Origin of the sequence: Vallitalea sp., from assembly GCF_025211055.1 — a bacterium.
Lineage (GTDB): Bacteria > Bacillota > Clostridia > Lachnospirales > Vallitaleaceae > Vallitalea.
This window is the reverse complement of the sequence record NZ_JAOARO010000077.1, coordinates 20,818-38,205: the sequence shown is the minus strand read 5'-3', so window position 1 is coordinate 38,205 and position 17,388 is coordinate 20,818. Positions and strand designations below refer to the sequence as shown.

Annotated in this window: 13 protein-coding genes, 1 pseudogene and 2 riboswitches; of the genes and pseudogenes, 8 read left to right on the top strand and 6 right to left on the bottom strand. The window is 32.2% G+C overall.

Features of this window, described 5'->3' with window-relative positions:
• Window positions 1–70: 70 nt before the first annotated feature.
• The gene (locus N4A55_RS10770; protein ID WP_293756101.1) at window positions 71–1,825 is read right to left on the bottom strand and encodes a M3 family oligoendopeptidase; all 1,755 of its coding nucleotides are present in this window, start codon (window positions 1,823–1,825) and stop codon (window positions 71–73) included.
• A 227-nt stretch (window positions 1,826–2,052) separates the two neighbouring features.
• Between N4A55_RS10770 and N4A55_RS10765 the strand changes: the two genes are divergently transcribed.
• Window positions 2,053–2,904: a hypothetical protein gene (locus tag N4A55_RS10765; protein ID WP_293756099.1), complete on the top strand. Its 852-nt coding sequence runs from the start codon at window positions 2,053–2,055 to the stop codon at window positions 2,902–2,904.
• Between the two features lie 124 nt (window positions 2,905–3,028).
• Here the strand turns inward: N4A55_RS10765 and N4A55_RS10760 are convergent, their stop codons facing one another.
• Window positions 3,029–3,913, bottom strand: a complete 885-nt coding sequence (locus N4A55_RS10760) for a LysR family transcriptional regulator (RefSeq protein ID WP_293756097.1) — start codon at window positions 3,911–3,913, stop codon at window positions 3,029–3,031.
• Window positions 3,914–4,013: 100 nt separating this feature from the next.
• On the opposite strand from N4A55_RS10760, the gene N4A55_RS10755 reads away from it, so the two are divergent.
• Complete coding sequence (locus N4A55_RS10755; RefSeq protein ID WP_293756095.1) at window positions 4,014–7,781, top strand: phosphoribosylformylglycinamidine synthase; 3,768 nt, start codon at window positions 4,014–4,016, stop codon at window positions 7,779–7,781.
• Between the two features lie 390 nt (window positions 7,782–8,171).
• Here N4A55_RS10755 and N4A55_RS17060 read toward each other — a convergent pair.
• The 4 genes and pseudogenes from N4A55_RS17060 to N4A55_RS10740 form a co-directional block, all read right to left on the bottom strand.
• Window positions 8,172–8,345 (bottom strand): annotated as a pseudogene (locus tag N4A55_RS17060) (transposase); the annotation flags it as partial.
• Window positions 8,346–8,376: 31 nt separating this feature from the next.
• On the bottom strand, window positions 8,377–9,189 hold the full coding sequence (locus N4A55_RS10750; RefSeq protein WP_293756093.1) for an ABC transporter ATP-binding protein: 813 nt from the start codon (window positions 9,187–9,189) through the stop codon (window positions 8,377–8,379).
• Window positions 9,176–10,186 carry a FecCD family ABC transporter permease gene (locus tag N4A55_RS10745; protein ID WP_293756091.1) on the bottom strand — a complete coding sequence of 337 codons (1,011 nt, stop codon included), beginning with the start codon at window positions 10,184–10,186 and terminating at the stop codon, window positions 9,176–9,178. Before N4A55_RS10745 ends, N4A55_RS10750 begins: the two co-directional genes overlap by 14 nt.
• A complete protein-coding gene (locus tag N4A55_RS10740) occupies window positions 10,186–11,253 on the bottom strand; it encodes an ABC transporter substrate-binding protein (RefSeq protein ID WP_293756090.1) in 1,068 nt (355 codons plus the stop codon). Before N4A55_RS10740 ends, N4A55_RS10745 begins: the two co-directional genes overlap by 1 nt.
• A gap of 222 nt (window positions 11,254–11,475) precedes the next feature.
• Window positions 11,476–11,681: riboswitch (cobalamin riboswitch) on the bottom strand.
• A gap of 195 nt (window positions 11,682–11,876) precedes the next feature.
• Window positions 11,877–12,023, top strand: a riboswitch (cobalamin riboswitch).
• A gap of 211 nt (window positions 12,024–12,234) precedes the next feature.
• On the opposite strand from N4A55_RS10740, the gene N4A55_RS10735 reads away from it, so the two are divergent.
• The 6 genes from N4A55_RS10735 to cbiT are packed head-to-tail and all read left to right on the top strand — an operon-like array spanning window position 12,235 to window position 17,327.
• Window positions 12,235–13,011 carry a sirohydrochlorin cobaltochelatase gene (locus N4A55_RS10735; RefSeq protein ID WP_293756088.1) on the top strand — a complete coding sequence of 259 codons (777 nt, stop codon included), beginning with the start codon at window positions 12,235–12,237 and terminating at the stop codon, window positions 13,009–13,011.
• Window positions 13,008–14,384, top strand: coding sequence for a cobyrinate a,c-diamide synthase (locus tag N4A55_RS10730; protein WP_293756086.1), 1,377 nt, complete (start codon window positions 13,008–13,010; stop codon window positions 14,382–14,384). The genes N4A55_RS10735 and N4A55_RS10730 overlap by 4 nt, the downstream gene beginning before the upstream one ends.
• Window positions 14,385–14,387: 3 nt before the next feature.
• On the top strand, window positions 14,388–15,032 hold the full coding sequence (locus tag N4A55_RS10725) for a precorrin-8X methylmutase (RefSeq protein WP_293756084.1): 645 nt from the start codon (window positions 14,388–14,390) through the stop codon (window positions 15,030–15,032).
• Entirely contained in the window at window positions 15,019–16,140 is a 1,122-nt protein-coding gene (gene cbiD / locus N4A55_RS10720; RefSeq protein ID WP_293756082.1) for a cobalt-precorrin-5B (C(1))-methyltransferase CbiD, read from the top strand. Before N4A55_RS10725 ends, cbiD begins: the two co-directional genes overlap by 14 nt.
• Window positions 16,133–16,756 carry a precorrin-6y C5,15-methyltransferase (decarboxylating) subunit CbiE gene (cbiE, locus tag N4A55_RS10715; protein ID WP_293756080.1) on the top strand — a complete coding sequence of 208 codons (624 nt, stop codon included), beginning with the start codon at window positions 16,133–16,135 and terminating at the stop codon, window positions 16,754–16,756. The genes cbiD and cbiE overlap by 8 nt, the downstream gene beginning before the upstream one ends.
• Complete coding sequence (cbiT, locus tag N4A55_RS10710; RefSeq protein WP_293756078.1) at window positions 16,746–17,327, top strand: precorrin-6Y C5,15-methyltransferase (decarboxylating) subunit CbiT; 582 nt, start codon at window positions 16,746–16,748, stop codon at window positions 17,325–17,327. Before cbiE ends, cbiT begins: the two co-directional genes overlap by 11 nt.
• Window positions 17,328–17,388: the final 61 nt, after the last annotated feature.

Here is a 17,388-nt window from a genome sequence, read left to right as displayed (position 1 = left end):
AATAGAAAGTTTTATCTAATTAGACTTATATAATACAATCAAGTATTATCTTGTGTATCAAATACTCTTTCTACAATGCCAAGAACTTATCAATATCTTTTTTAACTATCTCAAGAGAACTTCTCCAGAAATCGACATCATGAGAATCAATATCCATAATAGCTAATACGTCTTTAACATCCTTCTTTCCTGTTGCTTCAAGAAGTTTATCATACTTAGGTAAGAAATCATTACCCAACTCAAGATACTTAGCATATAAACCTTTTGCAAATAACAAACCAAAAGCATAAGGGAAGTTATAGAAATTAGCATCAAAATAATAATAGTGTGGCTTACAATTCCACATATATGGATGCAATACATCATGGTCAAGTCCTTCACCATAAGCCTCTTTTTGAGCCTCTAACATGATATTCTTTAATTCATCCACTGATAATGAAGCATCTTTTCTCTTTTCAAATAATGCAGTTTCAAATAAATAACGACTATATATATCAACGATTGTTTGATTAGAACCCATGATATCAGTTTCTAAGATCACAAGAGCCTCTTCATTTGTAGCATTCTTAAGAGCTGCATTCATAACTATAGTCTCACAAAAAATAGAAGCAGTCTCAGCTATTGGCATTGGGTAATCACTATTAAGGCTTGATTCATCTTTCAAGCAATCACCATGATATCCATGTCCAAGTTCATGAGCTAATGTAGTAACATCGTTAAGACTTCCAGAGAAATTAGCCATGATTCTACTTTCTTTTATACAATGAAGATTACTGCAATAAGCTCCACCTATCTTACCTTCTCTAGGTTCTGCATCAATCCATCTGTTTTCAAATGCATTATCAGCAAAGTTACCAAGCTTATTACTGAAAGAGCTGAAGTTTTTAACAATAAAATCTCTTGCTTCTTCAAATGTATATGACATATCAACTTCACCTACTGGAGCGAATAAGTCATAGAATGGAAGAGAACCTTCATGTCCAAGCATCTTAGCTTTTTTCTTAAGATATTTATGGAAATGAGGTAAATATTCTTTTATAGCTGTCATCATAGCATCTAGAGTTTCTTTATCCATTCTTGCACCAACAAGTGTCATATCAAGAGGAGACTCATAACCTCTTTTTTTAGCTATAGTGATAACTTCTCCCTTAATCGCATTAAGACAAGCTGCTGAAGACTGGTCAATCTTTTCATATGCCTTTAACTCAGCTTCATAAGCTTTTTTCCTTTTTTCAGCTGATGGGTCATAAGCATAATTTCTAATAACTGTCAATGGTAATTTCTCATCTTCATAATCAACCAATAATGAAGATGTAACAGTATCTTGTAACTTAGCCCAAGCATTAGAACCTGTATTCTGCATCTGGGCTATTAAATGCTCTTCTGCATCACTCAATAAATACTTTGATAATTTTTTGCTGCTTTTGATAATGAATTCATGTTCTTTTAACATATCCGATGAAGCAATTATTTCATCAAGATTATCTAAATCACTAATCCATTTTTGAAACTTAACATCAATAATAGTTAGTTTAGGAAGATAACTCTCTACTCTTTCCATTTGTTTTAGAGCTGTTACATTTTTAGTATCAACACTATAAGTTAAATAACCATAATCATATAATCTGCTTATACAATGCTCTATATTATTTTTGTTTTCCAGAATTTTTTCAAGCTTATCTTTAGCATTATCAGTATTTGTAAAATTAGTATTTACAAAATCTGTAGTGTCTTTTATTAGTTTATCTACAAGCTGAAAGTCATTTTTTAATTCCTCACACTCAAAAGAAGTGTAAAGTTTGTCGAGATTCCATCTCATATTCATATTTGTTCCCTCCTAGATATAAATTTCATTATAACCATTATGTTTTAATATTATAACAGTTATACCCTCCTAACAATCTAATTCTAACACAAAATATTTTTTTTTCTATAACAAATTGGAAAATAATTGAATTATTTTTACAAACTAATTTTTTTTTATTGATAGGTAAACAAGCCTCTAGTATAATAACATTAGAACAATAATTAAAAGAGTAGGAGGAACAATATATGCCATGGTGTCCAAAATGTAAATGTGAATATGAAGAAGGTGTCAAACTATGTGCTGATTGTAAAATTGAGCTAGTGGACAGCTTAGAAGATATTATTGAGTGGAAGCCATTAATAAAGACAACTGAGGAAGAACAAATTATTCAAGTAAAAGAATATCTAGAATACAGCGGCATAAAAAATGTAAAATACGAAAAAATCCAAGACGAAGATGGAGAGGAAGAAGATCAATACTACTATGCTATCTTTGTCACCGAAAAAGAACTAGAAGAATCAATAAAATTTCTAAAAGGTTACATGCTTACAAAAGCAGAAGAAAAAAAGGAACAAGAAAACGAAGAAGATGATGAAGAAGAAGAAATAACCAATGAGTATGAAACAGAAAACTATAATGACGATACAGCCTTAAAAGACCTAAAATCAAGTGTCTATACATTTGGAGTAATCGGTGCGGCCCTCGTAGTAGTAAGTATCCTATCTTTATTGGAAGTTATAGTAATCAACTTTAGCAACAAATATTTATTCTCTGGCTTACTACTAGCAATAGGTATAGCATTTGTCATAGTAGCAATAAACAGCGCAAAAAGAATTGGCAACGAGTCAAATAAAATAACTAATAGAGATAATGACATCAACAAAATAATAGAATGGTTTGGAGAAAAATACAATTTAGATGATTTTGCAGACAAATATGAATTGAACTTTGAAGACTTGGATGAGGGGGCTATCTATTACTTGGTAATGGATAAACTAAAATTAATTATTAGTAACCAATTTGTAGAAATGGACAAAAAGATAGTCAATACTGCTTCTGAGATTATCTATGAAAAAATGAACACACAAACCCATTAAACAACAGGTCGTCCGAAAGGTATAAGGAATTAGAATAACGCAGACCGATCGCTTCCCAGAGTAAGGCAAGTTATTCTAATCCCTTATACCCTGACCCATTTGTACCATCTATTACCACCCCCAGCTACTCTAAAATAAAATCAACAAACTTCCTCCCCGCAATCGACAAAGGAATATTCTTCTTACTAACTATCCCAAGACTCCTGTCACTCAACACTTCCCTAGTCTTTATCTCAAAAACATCCTTCAATAACTCCTCATCCATACAATAATCCGGCACCAAAGAAATCCCAAGATTAATCTTAGCCAACTCCACTAGTAAATCAATACTAGTAAGCTCTATCTCAGGAGACAAAACAAGCCCCTTAGACTCAAAAACCTCATTAATATACTGGCTAGTTGTAGTATTCTTCTCCAACATCAACAAAGGATACTTGATCAATTCTTTCAAAGACACCCTTTTATCCTTAAGTTCTATAAAATCATTCCCTCCAATAAAAATATCATTAAACTTATAAAACTCCTTAACCTCCAAAGAACCGCCAATACTCCTATTAGGAAGATTAGTAACAATAAAATCCACATTACCTTGTTTTAACAAATCAACACATTTAATTGATGTCCTATTAGTAACCTGCAAATGAATATTAGGATAAACCGAATGGAATTTCTTAAAATAAGGTAAAAGGATATATTTACAAATAGTATCACTAGCACCTATATGAATCTTCCCTTGATTAAGACTCCTTGTCTCCATAATGTTATTTTCACCATTATGAATTAAATTGATAGCCGGCTCAATATGCTGTAACAAAAGACTCCCTTCATGAGTAAGAGTCACCCTCTTGGTATTGCGATTAAACAAAGTTGTATTAAGATTCTTTTCAAGAGTTTTAATGGATTGACTAACTGCCGATTGAGAAATAAAGAGCTTAGTAGATGCTTCAGAAAAGCTTAAAGTAGTAGCAACATAATAAAAAACTTTGTAAAGCTCCAGATTAATATTCATTTATTAATTCTCCTTATAAGTGATATTAGTATTATTAATTTTACTTAATAATCATAGCATGGTATTATTATAATGTAAATAGAAACCGTAGGAGGTTATTATGAATACAATTAGAAGAGTTTTCGTTGAGAAAAAAATCGGATGTAATACAGAAGCAAAACATTTACTTAATGATCTTAGAAACAATTTGTCTTTAGATAGTTTAGATAATGTAAGAATAGTAAATCGCTATGATGTAGCCCATGTAACAGATGAAGCTTATAAAAGTGCCTTGAATACCATATTTTCAGAGCCACAAGTAGATATATTATCCCAAGAGGTAATGAACCTTAATAACGAAGAGACAGCTTTTGCAGTAGAATATCTCCCTGGACAATATGACCAGAGAGCAGACCAAGCTGCCAGTTGTATCAAAATACTAAATGCAGACGAAAGTCCTGTAGTTAGAGTAGCAAAAGTAATTGTTCTACAAGGAAATATTAGTGATAAAGATTTATCAAGAGTAAAAAAATATTGCATCAATCCAGTTGACTCAAGAGAAGCACAACTTGATAAACCAGAAACTCTAGACTTGGAATTTGATATCCCAAAGACTGTTCCTTATATAGATGGATTCATAACAATGAATAAAGAGCAGATAGGGGAATTATGGAAACAATTAGGACTAGCTATGAGTATCGATGACTTATTATTTACTAGGGAATATTTTGCTGAGGTAGAAAAAAGAAATCCAACAATAACAGAGATCAGAGTTCTAGATACTTATTGGTCAGATCATTGTAGACATACAACATTCTTGACAGCTATTGAGAATGTTACTTTTGAAGATGGTAAATATAATAAGCCTGTAGAAACAACATATAAAAAATATTTAGAAGATAGAAAAGCAGTGTTAGGAGATAAAGCAGATAAAAAAGATGTTTGCCTTATGGACATAGCATTACTTGCAATGAAAAAGCTAAGAGGAGATGGACTCTTAGATGATTTAGAAGTATCTGAGGAAATCAATGCTTGTAGTATTGTGGTAGATGTAGATGTTGATGGTAAAGATGAAGAATGGCTGATTATGTTCAAAAATGAAACTCATAACCATCCAACAGAGATTGAACCATTTGGTGGAGCCGCAACTTGTCTTGGAGGAGCAATCAGAGACCCATTGTCAGGACGTTCATATGTTTATCAAGCAATGAGGGTTACAGGTTCAGGAGATCCAAGGACTTCACTTGACAAAACATTACCCGGGAAATTATCGCAGAAAAAAATAGCATCAGAAAGTTCTCATGGTTATAGCTCTTACGGTAATCAGATAGGACTTGCAACTGGTAAGGTTCATGAAATATATCATCCTAATTATGTTGCAAAACACATGGAAATAGGTGCTGTCATTGCAGCAGCTCCAAGAGAAAATGTTATAAGAGAGACTTCTGATGAAGGAGATATAATAATACTATTAGGTGGAAGAACTGGTAGAGATGGTTGTGGTGGAGCAACAGGTTCATCAAAAGAGCATACTGAAGATTCCATCCATACTTGTGGTGCTGAAGTACAAAAAGGAAATCCACCAACAGAAAGAAAGATTCAACGTTTGTTTAGAGACAAAAAAGTAAGCAATATGATAAAAAAATGTAATGATTTTGGAGCAGGTGGAGTATCAGTTGCTATAGGTGAATTAGCAGATGGTCTTATTATCGACCTGGACAAAGTTCCTAAAAAATATGCAGGTCTTGATGGAACAGAACTTGCTATATCAGAGTCACAAGAAAGAATGGCTGTAGTTGTTGATAAAAATTCCGTTAATGAGTTCATTGCTTGTGCTAATAAAGAAAACTTGGAAGCTGTTGTTGTTGCCAATGTAACAAAAGAAAAAAGATTAGTGATGAATTGGAACGGAAACAGTATTGTAGATATCAGTAGAGATTTCTTAGATACCAATGGAGCAAAAGCAACAACAGATGTACATGTTCTATCACCAATACAAGAAAATAATTATTTTGTTCAAAAAGAAGAAAAAGAAGATACAGTTAAAGATAAATGGCTTGATATAATGGGAGATATCAATGTTGCATCCCAAAAGGGATTAGTAGAAAAATTTGATAGTTCCATCGGAGCTTGTAGTGTATTTATGCCTTATGGGGGTAAATATCAGCTAACTCCTACTGAAACAATGGTTGCCAAGATACCATTACTAGAAGGGGATACATCTACAGGAACTGTCATGAGTTATGGTTATAATCCATACCTTATGTCATGGAGTCCTTATCATGGTTCCGTATATTCTATTGTAGAATCAATAGCTAAGATTGTTGCTACAGGTGGAGATTACAAGAAGATCAGATTCACTTTCCAAGAATATTTCAAACGTCTTGGTAAAGATAGTAGTAGGTGGGGAGAGCCTTTTAGTGCTTTACTCGGAGCTTATCATGTTCAAGAGATATTAAACCTTCCTTCAATAGGTGGTAAAGACAGTATGTCAGGGACTTTTAATGACATAGATGTTCCTCCTACATTAGTATCATTTGCAGTAGATGTAGTAAATGTTAATAAAGTAATATCACCAGAACTTAAAAAGGCAGATAGTAACCTTATATATATACCATTATCAAGAGATTCCTATGATTTGCCTGATTTTGAAGAGCTTAAGAAAAATTATTCTAAAATACATGAACTTATTACAGATGGTAAAATACTATCAGCTCATACAGTTGGTTATGGTGGATTAGTAGAAGCTATATCCAAGATGGCTATGGGTAATAAAATAGGAGTAAGTATTAACGACTCAATTACTGCAGAGAATCTATATTCAAGAGATTATGGTAGTATACTGATAGAAATTGATGGTAACATAAAATATAATGAGATACTAGATGGACTTAATTATATTCAAATAGGTAATACAACATCAGAAACAGCTATTAGATATAAAAATGAAGTAATAAATATTGATGAGATTATTGATACATGGACAAATACATTGGAAGACGTATATCCAACTAAAACAAAAGAGACTAATGATGTAAAAGACCAATTGTACAAAGAAAACAAAGTATATACTTGTAAAAATAAAATAGCTAGACCAAAAGTATTCATCCCTGTATTCCCTGGGACTAATTGTGAATATGATTCAGCAAAAGCTTTTGAACAAGCAGGAGCAGACGTAGATATGTTTGTGTTCAAGAATCTAACATCAAAAGACATAAAAGAATCTATAAAAGTAATGACTGACAAGATTAATAATAGTCAAATGGTTATGATTCCTGGTGGTTTTAGTGCAGGAGATGAACCAGAAGGGTCAGGTAAATTTATTGCAACTGTATTTAGAAATGAATACATCAAGAATGCTGTACTTGAATTATTACAGAACAGAGATGGACTTATGCTTGGTATATGTAACGGCTTCCAATCACTTATCAAGCTTGGACTTGTACCATATGGAGACATCAGGGAATTAACTAATGATGACCCAACTCTTACTTATAACACAATAGGTAGACATATATCTTGTATGGTCAATACCAAAATAATATCAAATAAATCACCTTGGTTAGCTAATGTAAATGTTGGTGACATACATGCTATACCTGTATCACATGGTGAAGGTAGATTTATAGTGAATGAAGCTATAGCTAAAAAACTATTTGATAATGGTCAAGTAGCTACACAATACGTAGATTTTGATGGTAATCCAACAATGGATATTAGATTTAATCCAAATGGTTCATTATACGCTATTGAAGGTATAACTAGTCCAGATGGTAGAGTGCTTGGAAAGATGGGACATTCAGAACGTATTGGAACCAATGTTGCAAAGAATATAATTGGTAAAAAAGATCAAATGATATTTAAGTCTGGAGTAGAATATTTTATTTAGGATAATTTTGAAACGGTACTATACACTAGAGTATGCTGTTATCTTATCTATGTCTCACTTTAAACACTGGATAATCTGTTCATGTCAATAGATTTTACTTTATAAAATAAATCAAATTATACATTTTTAAATATCCTCAATTCCTTATAAATAAGGGGTTGGGGATTTTTTTATAAAATAAATCCATTTAATAATAAATATAAAATTTGCAGTATGTATTTCAGGAGGTATCATCCGATTCTACCGACCGCGAAAACTCAAGAACAGATAGAATTATCCCGTCGTTTTCAATGCATTGTAGCATTGCTTATCATGTGCTATCAAAGGTGAATCGAAATTAACATTTCGACGACTGTATGTTTAGACCTCTGGCTCAAATCTAAGAACAGAGGCAACCCACAATGAAACAGCATAATTGGCACCATCATAGCTAACATAACCACAGGTACAAAGATAAGTAGCTTTGAAGGTTCGATTGAGACGTTCTACCATCTGCTTAAATGAGCGAAATTGTGTGGAGACTTCATCATCATTGGAAAGACCTATAACCTGAGTGACGTTGAAGATAATATCTGAAATGATATAATCTTTTCCTTTAGACAGATATATTTTTCCAAGGATTTTTATATCTATTAGAATGCATTAATGGAATGAAGAAAGGGCAATCATTATAATCGTCCATTAATATCCTAACATCAAGGTTAAAAACATCATGGAGAATTTCCTTAGTAATTATACTCTTAGGATTACCTTGCTTATATATGTCTCCATCTTTGATGACAATAATTTTATCAGAATATCTAGCAGCTTGATTAAGGTCATGTAAAACCATGACAATAGTTAATTTCATTTTATGATTAAGATTTCTAACCAATTCTAATACTTCAAATTGATGATTGATATCCAGATATGTAGTAGGCTCATCCAATAGTAGTATATTAGGTTTTTGACATAGAGCCATTGCAATCCATGCTCTTTGACGTTCTCCACCAGATAGAGTGGTAACTTGTCTATCTTTTAGGTGTTCCATCTTAGTCAGTTCTATAGCCCAGTTAATTATATCAATGTCTTCTTTATGAAGTTTGGCAGTCCAATCAAGATGTGGATATCTCCCATAACTAACAAGGTCAAAGACTGTGAAATCATCAGGTGCATTAGGAGATTGAGGTAATATGGACATTTCTTTCGCCAATAACTTGGTATCCATCTGAAAGATTGAATTACCATTAAGGTATACATCACCATATTTAGGCTTTAGATTTCTTGATAATGCCTTTAATAAAGTTGATTTACCGCAACCATTTGTACCAATCAACGTGTTTATGGAACCTTTTTTTATGTTCAAAGAAAGGTTATCGATTATATTGTTTTTGCCATAATTAATAGTTACTGAATTAGTTCTTAACACGATTTTTCAACCCGCCTCTCAATAGGAATATAAAAAATGGTGCGCCAAGCATTGACATAACAATACCTACAGGTATTTCTACAGGGTCCATAACTATTCTTGCAATTGTATCACAGAACATCATCAAAGATGCTCCCAGTAAAGCACTTGCAGGAAATAGATATCTATAGTCAGAACCGATTATAAGTCTGGTTATATGAGGTACAATCAATCCTACAAAACCTAACAATCCAACATTACTTGCTGAGCTGGCTGCTAGTAGTGAAGCTAAAGCAATAAAGACTTTTCTTGCGTTCTCAATTTTCAATCCTAGTCCGGTGGCTATCTCATCACCAAGCATCAATATATTCAACTTCTTAGATAATATAAAAGCTATTATTAATCCAAATAGTGCATAAGGCCATAGAGCATAGAAGTCTTTCCAAGTCTTAGCAGCTAAACTACCTACCATGAATCCTAATGCATTTTGTACTCTATCTGGATAGAAGATAAGTATAGTATTAATAAAAGCCCCCAAGAATGAGGATACAGCTATACCTGCTAATATCATTCTAAGTGGCTTAATACCATTCTTCCAAGAAAGTATGTATATTAACATAGTAGTAAATAATGCAAAAGCAAAAGCAATTGGTGTAACAAGGAAATCATAATCAGGAAAGACGACAAGAATAAAAACTGCACCTAGTCCTGCCCCAGAGGATACACCAATAGTATTAGGTGAGGCTAGGGGGTTTCTCATTACCCCCTGTAAGATGCCTCCAGCCAAAGACAAACATATACCAACAGTTCCAGCTACAAGTGACCTGGGAACTCTTACTTTACATATGATATTTCTATTGACGCCTGTTTCATCAATAAATATAGCTTTTAATATTTCTGGAACTGATATCTTAAAAGCACCTAAACTAATACTAAAAAGAAATGATATGAAAGTAACAATTAACAAGATGATTAGTATGGTAATCTTATAAGAATGTCTGTTTTTAAATTCGTTCATTATTTAAATACCTGAGGATATAATATTTTAGCTAAATATTCAAATGCTTCAGGATATCTTGCGTTAGGTTTGTAATGGAATAATTCTGGTGGAAGATAATGTACATTACCTTCTTTAACTGCTGTGAGTGTCGCCCATGCTTCATTTGATTCTAGGTCATCTTTTATACGAGTTTTAACTTTTTCAAGATCACCCATAGGAACGACTAATATTATATCAGGGTCCTTTTCAATTATTTTTTCCAAACTAAAATCTACTTTTGAACTATTTTCAACTGGTGAATCAGTAATTATATTGTTAGCTCCAAGCATTTCTAACATGTTTCCTACTAGACCTATTGAAAGTTCTGCTTTTACATATTTTGAAGAACCAAATAAAATAAATACATTAGGTTGCGCTTCTTTTTTTGCTTTTTCACAGATTTTATTTACATTTTCCTTAATAGTTTTTACTTCTGAATCGTAAATATCATCTCTACCAGTAATCTTGGTAAATAATCTTAGTGTATCATTAAATCTATTGTAAGGATTATTACTAACATCAACATATGCGCATTCTATATTATTGCTTTTTAAAATATCTTCCATTTCTACGTGTTGACTTCTAGTTGAGCTTAGTATAACTAGGTCAGGCTCTAGAGATAATATTTTTTCAACGCTAGGTGCATTAACTTTTCCAACCTGTTCTATATCCTTAGCACCTTCAGGAACATTAGTTTTACCGCTTACTCTAGCAATGGCTTCACCACCTGCTAGATACCAGATATCTAGAATAGAGTTCATAAGTACAACAACTTTTTTTGGATTCTTAGTAATTATTTGTTCATTACCCATTGGGTTTAAATATGTAATAGTTTTATCAGTATCTTCAATAATAAATTCAGGCAATTCTTCTGATATTTTGTTGGGAGAGTCTTTTTCTGAATCTTTATTTTCATTAGTAGTTTTCTCAGTGTTGTATGTAGTAGTAGCAGTTTTTAATGAATCCCGAGATATTGAACATCCACTAAATGAAGTAACAGTGAATATAAAAATCAATAAAATAGCAACACGTTTCATATTTTTCATTATTAAGTCCTCCTAAATTCTTTTCATATAGTATCTTTATATAATTCAATAGCTTTTAAAGGTTGATTTTCCATGAAAATAAAATAGCTAACGGTTTGTATAGATAGTATTAATAAAAAAACTCACAACTAACAGTTGTAAGTTATATTAACAAATTAAATAAGTTTATCATAGGTAAAATTATTAATTAATTAATGTAATCGTATCTTCCCACCGAAGTTAGTTACATGGATTTTAAAGGCAGGTTTCCTGACTCGTAGCTCAATTTACTATCTTAATCTTCCTAGTTTCCCAGTGATATATCTAAGATTTCATCCCTACTTACAGTAGCGGGGGCTGTAGAGGATTTGCACCTCATTCCCTATTATCTTATAATGTTGAAATTTTCTTAATTAACATTATAAAGCACCCTTAAATAACTATCAAATTTTAAAAAAATAGTATCATAGTTTTATAGTAATGTCAATGTGATTTAGAGTTAGAATTACCATTTTATGATTATATATAAGATTATGATAAAGCCATACAGTATGCTTTTCTAACTTGGCTAAATAATTTAAATAATGTTTTATTGACATAGAGCTACAGATGATTTATTATAAGATTAAATTGAATAATGATTAGGTAGCAATGTATGTTTGAGGATATTTTTAAAATCTTCGAAGGGAATCAGGTTGGAATCCTGAACGGTCACGCCACTGTGTAAATGATTTCTGTTATACTATGGAAGTTATTGAAGTCAGAGTACCTATTTAATCATATACACTTACGTTATTTTACGTAAAAACTTTGCGAGGGACAGAGGGTGTAACTATTTATTATATTATTAAAAATGTTGTATATCATGCTCTTATCTCGTTGTAGGTAAGAGTTTTTATTATATTTAAGTTAAATTAAAGTAACTAATTTGAACTTATTGCAATGGGTGTATAGATGTTTAAGGTCAATATAATTAAGTGGAATTAAAAGGAGGCAGTTGTTGTGGAGAAGAAAAAAGCGATATTGGTTGTAAGTTTTGGAAGTAGTTATGAAAATGCAAGAAAAGAACAGATAGAACCTATAGAAAAATTGATAGAAGATACTTTTACTGATTATAAGGTAGTACGTGCATTTACATCTAATATAATCATTAAAAAGTTGAAAAAAGAAGGTATTAATATTGATACACCAGAGGAAGCCTTAAAAAAATTAATAGAAGAGTTTGAACACATAATTGTTCAACCAACCCACATAATACCAGGTTTTGAATATGACAAGATAAGAACCATAGTAAGTAGGATGAATCATAACAAGAATGTACATATTTCACTTTCACAACCATTACTATATAATAAAAGTGATTATAGAGAGGTTATAGAAGCGTTAAAAACTTATATTCCTAAGGTAGAACCTAATGAAGCAGTTGTATTACTGGGTCATGGTACTGAGCACTATGCGAATACTAGTTATTACTATTTGCAATATCTTCTTGAAAATGAGGAATTACCAGTATTTATAGGAACTATAGAAGATGGTATAGAACCAGTTATCAAAAGGTTGAAAAAGGGTAAATATAGTAAAGCTGTTCTAATTCCGTTCTTGGTAGTTGCAGGAGATCATGCACACAATGATATGGCAGGTGATGAAGAAGATTCATGGAAGAACATATTATTTGCTAACGGTATAGAGGTTAAGGCAATAACTAAAGGATTAGGCGGTAATGAAGCTATTAGAAAAATCTATCTTAACCACTTGAAGGAATCAGTGAATAACCAATGAGTGCTAAGGCAAACCCTAGATTAATTATATCAGCACCACATAGTGGGACAGGTAAAACCACTCTTACAATAGCATTAATGGCTGCATTATGTAAAAGGGGGTTAAAAGTACAACCATATAAAGTAGGACCTGACTACATAGACCCAGGATTTCATAAATCTGTAACTGGAAGACCCAGCATTAACCTAGATGGGTGGCTCTTGAAAGATAATGTTAACAGATATCTATTTGATAAATATAATAATGATGCAGATATAAGTATAATTGAGGGTGTAATGGGATTGTATGATGGGTATGGCAGTGAGCCTATGCTTGGAAGTACAGCTCATATATCCCATATATTGAAATCACCAGTAATATTAGTCATGAATGTAAAAGGAATGTCAACAAGTGCAGCAGCACTAGTTCACGGTATGAAGACTTTTAGAGATATTCCTATAAAAGGGGTTATAATTAATCTTCCAATGTCAGAAAGACATTATGAAATATTGAAAGAAACTATTGAAATAAATACTGATGTTCCAGTAATAGGATATCTGCCAAAACTAGATGAAGTTAAGCTAAAAAGTAGACATCTAGGACTAATTCAAAGTAGTGAAATAAGTAATATAAAATCTAAGATTGATAGACTTGGAAATACCATTGCTGATACTATTGATATTGATAAGTTAATTGAAATAGCAGGAAGTGTAGAATCATTAGAAGATATTAATAGAGGTACAACAAGTAAGCAATACCATGTACATATTGCAGTAGCGAAAGACAAAGCATTTTCATTTCATTACAATGAGAATATAGAGATGTTAAAAGAATCAGGAGCGATAATTCACTATTTCAGCCCCCTAAAAGATGATAAATTACCTAATGAATGTGATGGAATATATTTAGTAGGTGGTTATCCAGAAGTATTTGCGAAAGAGCTGTCAAGTAATATTAGTCTAATGGAAGATATTAAAAAGAAAGCTGATGAAAATGTACCTATATATGCAGAATGCGGAGGCTATATGTATCTTCATGAGACTATAACCAACCTAGAAAATGAAACGTACAAGATGGTAGGAATATTTCAAGGTGGAGCATATATGAAGAAAAGACTCCAAAACTTTGGCTATGTTTCTGTAAAAGCTGATAATGATACTCCTATATTCAATAAAGAAACAGTATTCAGAGCACATGAATTTCATAGGTCAGTAGTTGATAGAACAGCTGAACTTACATATATTACAGGTTCTAAGAAGGATAAGAGATGGCATTGTGGTAAACTATATAAGAATGTATATGGTATGTATCCACATATCTATTTTCCTACTGAACCTACTATACCAGAGAAGTTTTTAGATACTGCATTAACCGTAAAAAGAAAAAGGAGATAAATAATGCATGATTTTATATCTAACCCAAGAAAAATAGAAGAAGAGAGTTTTAGGATTATATATGATAGTATGAAGAATACAGACCTTTCACCATTAAGACTTAGTATAATGCAAAGGGTTATTCATACAACTACAGATTTCATTTATGAAGATATATTATTATTTAAAGAACAAGTTGAAAATATCATATTAGAAGCTTTTGAAAAAGGGTGTACAATCATTACCGATACACAGATGATAAAAGCAGGTATTAGCAAAAAACTAACAGAACAATTAGGTATAAATATTGAATGTTTAGTAGGTTCTGACGAAGCCTATAGAAATTCCAAAGAACAAGGTATTACACGTTCTATGGCAGCTGTTGATCTAGCACTTAAGATGCCAGGGGATAAAGTATTTGCTGTAGGGAACGCCCCAACTGCACTATTTCGTCTTATAGATGAGAAAAACAAGAATGAATTAGATACAGTAGAAGCAGTTATCGGGGTTCCAGTAGGATTTGTTGGAGCTTGTGAATCTAAGGATGCCCTATGGGATGAAGATATTCCATCAATAATAACAAAGGGAAGAAAAGGTGGAAGTACTATTGCAGTTGCAATAATTAACGCTGTATTAAGAGAAGCGGTGAAAAAAGTTGGAAAACAGTAGGTATGTTTACAAAGGGTGCAAAAAACTAAGGACAGGTTATACAACTGGGTCTTGTGCCGCTGCCGCAACAAAAGCCTCAGCATATATGTTGAAAAACCAAATGATTGTAGAATCAGTCAAGATTAATACACCAAAAGGATGGGAGTTAAATCTTGATGTACATAAATGCCAATATAATGAAAGAAAAGCATCATGTTGTATAATAAAAGATTCTGGTGATGATCCAGATATCACTAATGGTGTTGAAGTATTTGCAGAAGTAGTATTGAGAGAGGATGATAAAATCAATATTACTGGAGGTAAGGGAGTCGGTAAAGTTACAAAAGAAGGTCTACAGATACCTGTTAATCATTATGCCATTAATCCCACTCCACTAAGAATGATAAGAGAATCAGTAGAAGCTATCTTTGAAAAAGGTACTGGTGTAGATGTTATTATTAGTCTTCCTAAGGGAGAAGAATTAGCTAAGAAAACATTTAATCCCAAGTTAGGGATCATAGGTGGTTTATCTGTACTTGGAACTACAGGAATAGTAGAGCCTATGTCAGAAGATGCGTTAAAAGAGACTATAGCAATTGAACTTAAAATGGCTCATAAGAAGAATAAAAAATATGTGATATTAGTTCCTGGTAATATTGGGGAAAAATTATTTATGGAGTACTGTAGTATAGATAATATCTGTATGGTTAAGATGAGTAATTATATAGGGTTTGCATTAGAAGAGTGTAGTAGGTTAGGATTTGGGAAAATAATTATTGCTGGACATATAGGAAAATTAATCAAACCAGCAGGGGGTATATATTATACTCATAGCAGAGTCAGTTCCACAAGAATGGAAATCTTGACTGCCTACTTAGGTGTAATGGGTATGAAACAAGAAGACCTTATAAGTATCATGGATTGTACTACCACTGATGAAGCGACTAAGATTATTAAAAGAACAGGTATGGAAGAAGTATTTACAGTACTGGCTAACAAGGCAGCTGCTAATTGTGAAAGTTATATTTATGGTAATTTAGATATAGGTGTACTATACTTCAGCATGACAGAGTTATTAGCCATAAGTGATAAAGTTCAATCTATTATAGGAGAGATTATGGATGAATAAAGTAAATGTGGTTGGTATTGGTCCAGGTAATAGAGATTATATTCTTCCAATAGCCTATAGAATTATAGAGGAATGTGATGTACTTGTTGGAGGAAAGAGGAATTTAGAGATTTTTGCTTCCTATAAGAAGGAAGTATTTACATATGATTCTAATCTTCAAGGTATGTGTGATTATATAAATGATAATAAAAATGAAAAAAAGATAGCAGTCATTGTTTCAGGAGATACAGGGTTCTACAGTTTATTAGATTATCTTCAGAGTAAGATAGGTAAGGAATGCATTGATGTAATACCGGGAATAAGTTCTTACCAATATTTGTTCAGTAGAATTGGTAAGAGTTATAAGGACTATGGATTATATAGTTTACATGGAAGAGAAATAAATTGGATAGATATTCTAAAAGGTAGAAAAGGTATCTTTTTATTAACTGACAAGAAGAATTCTCCAAGTTGCATTGCTAAAGAGTTAATAGATAAAAGACTTTCAAAGGTTACAATGATTGTTGGAGAAAATCTTTCATATGAGGATGAAAAGATTACTATAGATGTCCCAGAGAATATTATGAAGCAGGATTTTTCTGTGCTGTGTGTGGTGGTGATTGAAAATGAAGAATAATAAAAAGTACATGTTTGGTATTGAAGATGATGAATTTATTAGAGATAAAGTACCGATGACAAAATCAGAGGTAAGAGCCATAACTATATCTAAGCTTAGACTTAATTCTAATTCTCATGTTTTAGATATTGGTTGTGGTACAGGCAGTATAACTGTTGAGTGTGGGTTGATATGTAGTGAAGGTGAAGTTACTGCTATTGATCAGAAAATAGAAGCTGTCAAGTTGACTGAAAAAAATGTTCAAAAGTTTGGAATTGAAAATGCCCAGATAGTTGAAGGATCAGCACCAGAGGATATACCTAGAAAATATTATGATAGTATTTTTCTAGGAGGTGGGAGCAGGAAGATTAATGATATTATTGATTTCGTTCTGAAACATCTTAAGTCAGGTGGAGTGTTTGTTGCTAATACTATATTGTTGGATAGTACATATAAGATTCTTAGTGCCTTAGAGGGTAGATTCATGGATATTGATGTTGCATTGGTTCAGGTGGCTAAGGGGCATCAGTTAGGTGGATGGATGATGAAAGCTAATAATCCGATTTATGTTATTTCTGCAAAATTGCCGTAGCTGAGTATATATATACAAAACAGCTCACATTAAATATTTGAAGAAAAACTAAGTTCGTTAC

Excerpts from the sequence above, each read along its gene's own strand:
- N4A55_RS10760 (WP_293756097.1), bottom strand. The coding sequence starts at position 3,913 with ATGAATATTAATCTGGAGCTTTACAAAGTTTTTTATTATGTTGCTACT.
- N4A55_RS10725 (WP_293756084.1), top strand. The coding sequence starts at position 14,388 with ATGCATGATTTTATATCTAACCCAAGAAAAATAGAAGAAGAGAGTTTT.
- N4A55_RS10755 (WP_293756095.1), top strand. The coding sequence starts at position 4,014 with ATGAATACAATTAGAAGAGTTTTCGTTGAGAAAAAAATCGGATGTAAT.
- N4A55_RS10740 (WP_293756090.1), bottom strand. The coding sequence starts at position 11,253 with ATGAAAAATATGAAACGTGTTGCTATTTTATTGATTTTTATATTCACT.
- N4A55_RS10765 (WP_293756099.1), top strand. The coding sequence starts at position 2,053 with ATGCCATGGTGTCCAAAATGTAAATGTGAATATGAAGAAGGTGTCAAA.
- cbiT (WP_293756078.1), top strand. The coding sequence starts at position 16,746 with ATGAAGAATAATAAAAAGTACATGTTTGGTATTGAAGATGATGAATTT.
- N4A55_RS10770 (WP_293756101.1), bottom strand. The coding sequence starts at position 1,825 with ATGAATATGAGATGGAATCTCGACAAACTTTACACTTCTTTTGAGTGT.
- N4A55_RS10745 (WP_293756091.1), bottom strand. The coding sequence starts at position 10,186 with ATGAACGAATTTAAAAACAGACATTCTTATAAGATTACCATACTAATC.
- cbiE (WP_293756080.1), top strand. The coding sequence starts at position 16,133 with ATGAATAAAGTAAATGTGGTTGGTATTGGTCCAGGTAATAGAGATTAT.
- N4A55_RS10730 (WP_293756086.1), top strand. The coding sequence starts at position 13,008 with ATGAGTGCTAAGGCAAACCCTAGATTAATTATATCAGCACCACATAGT.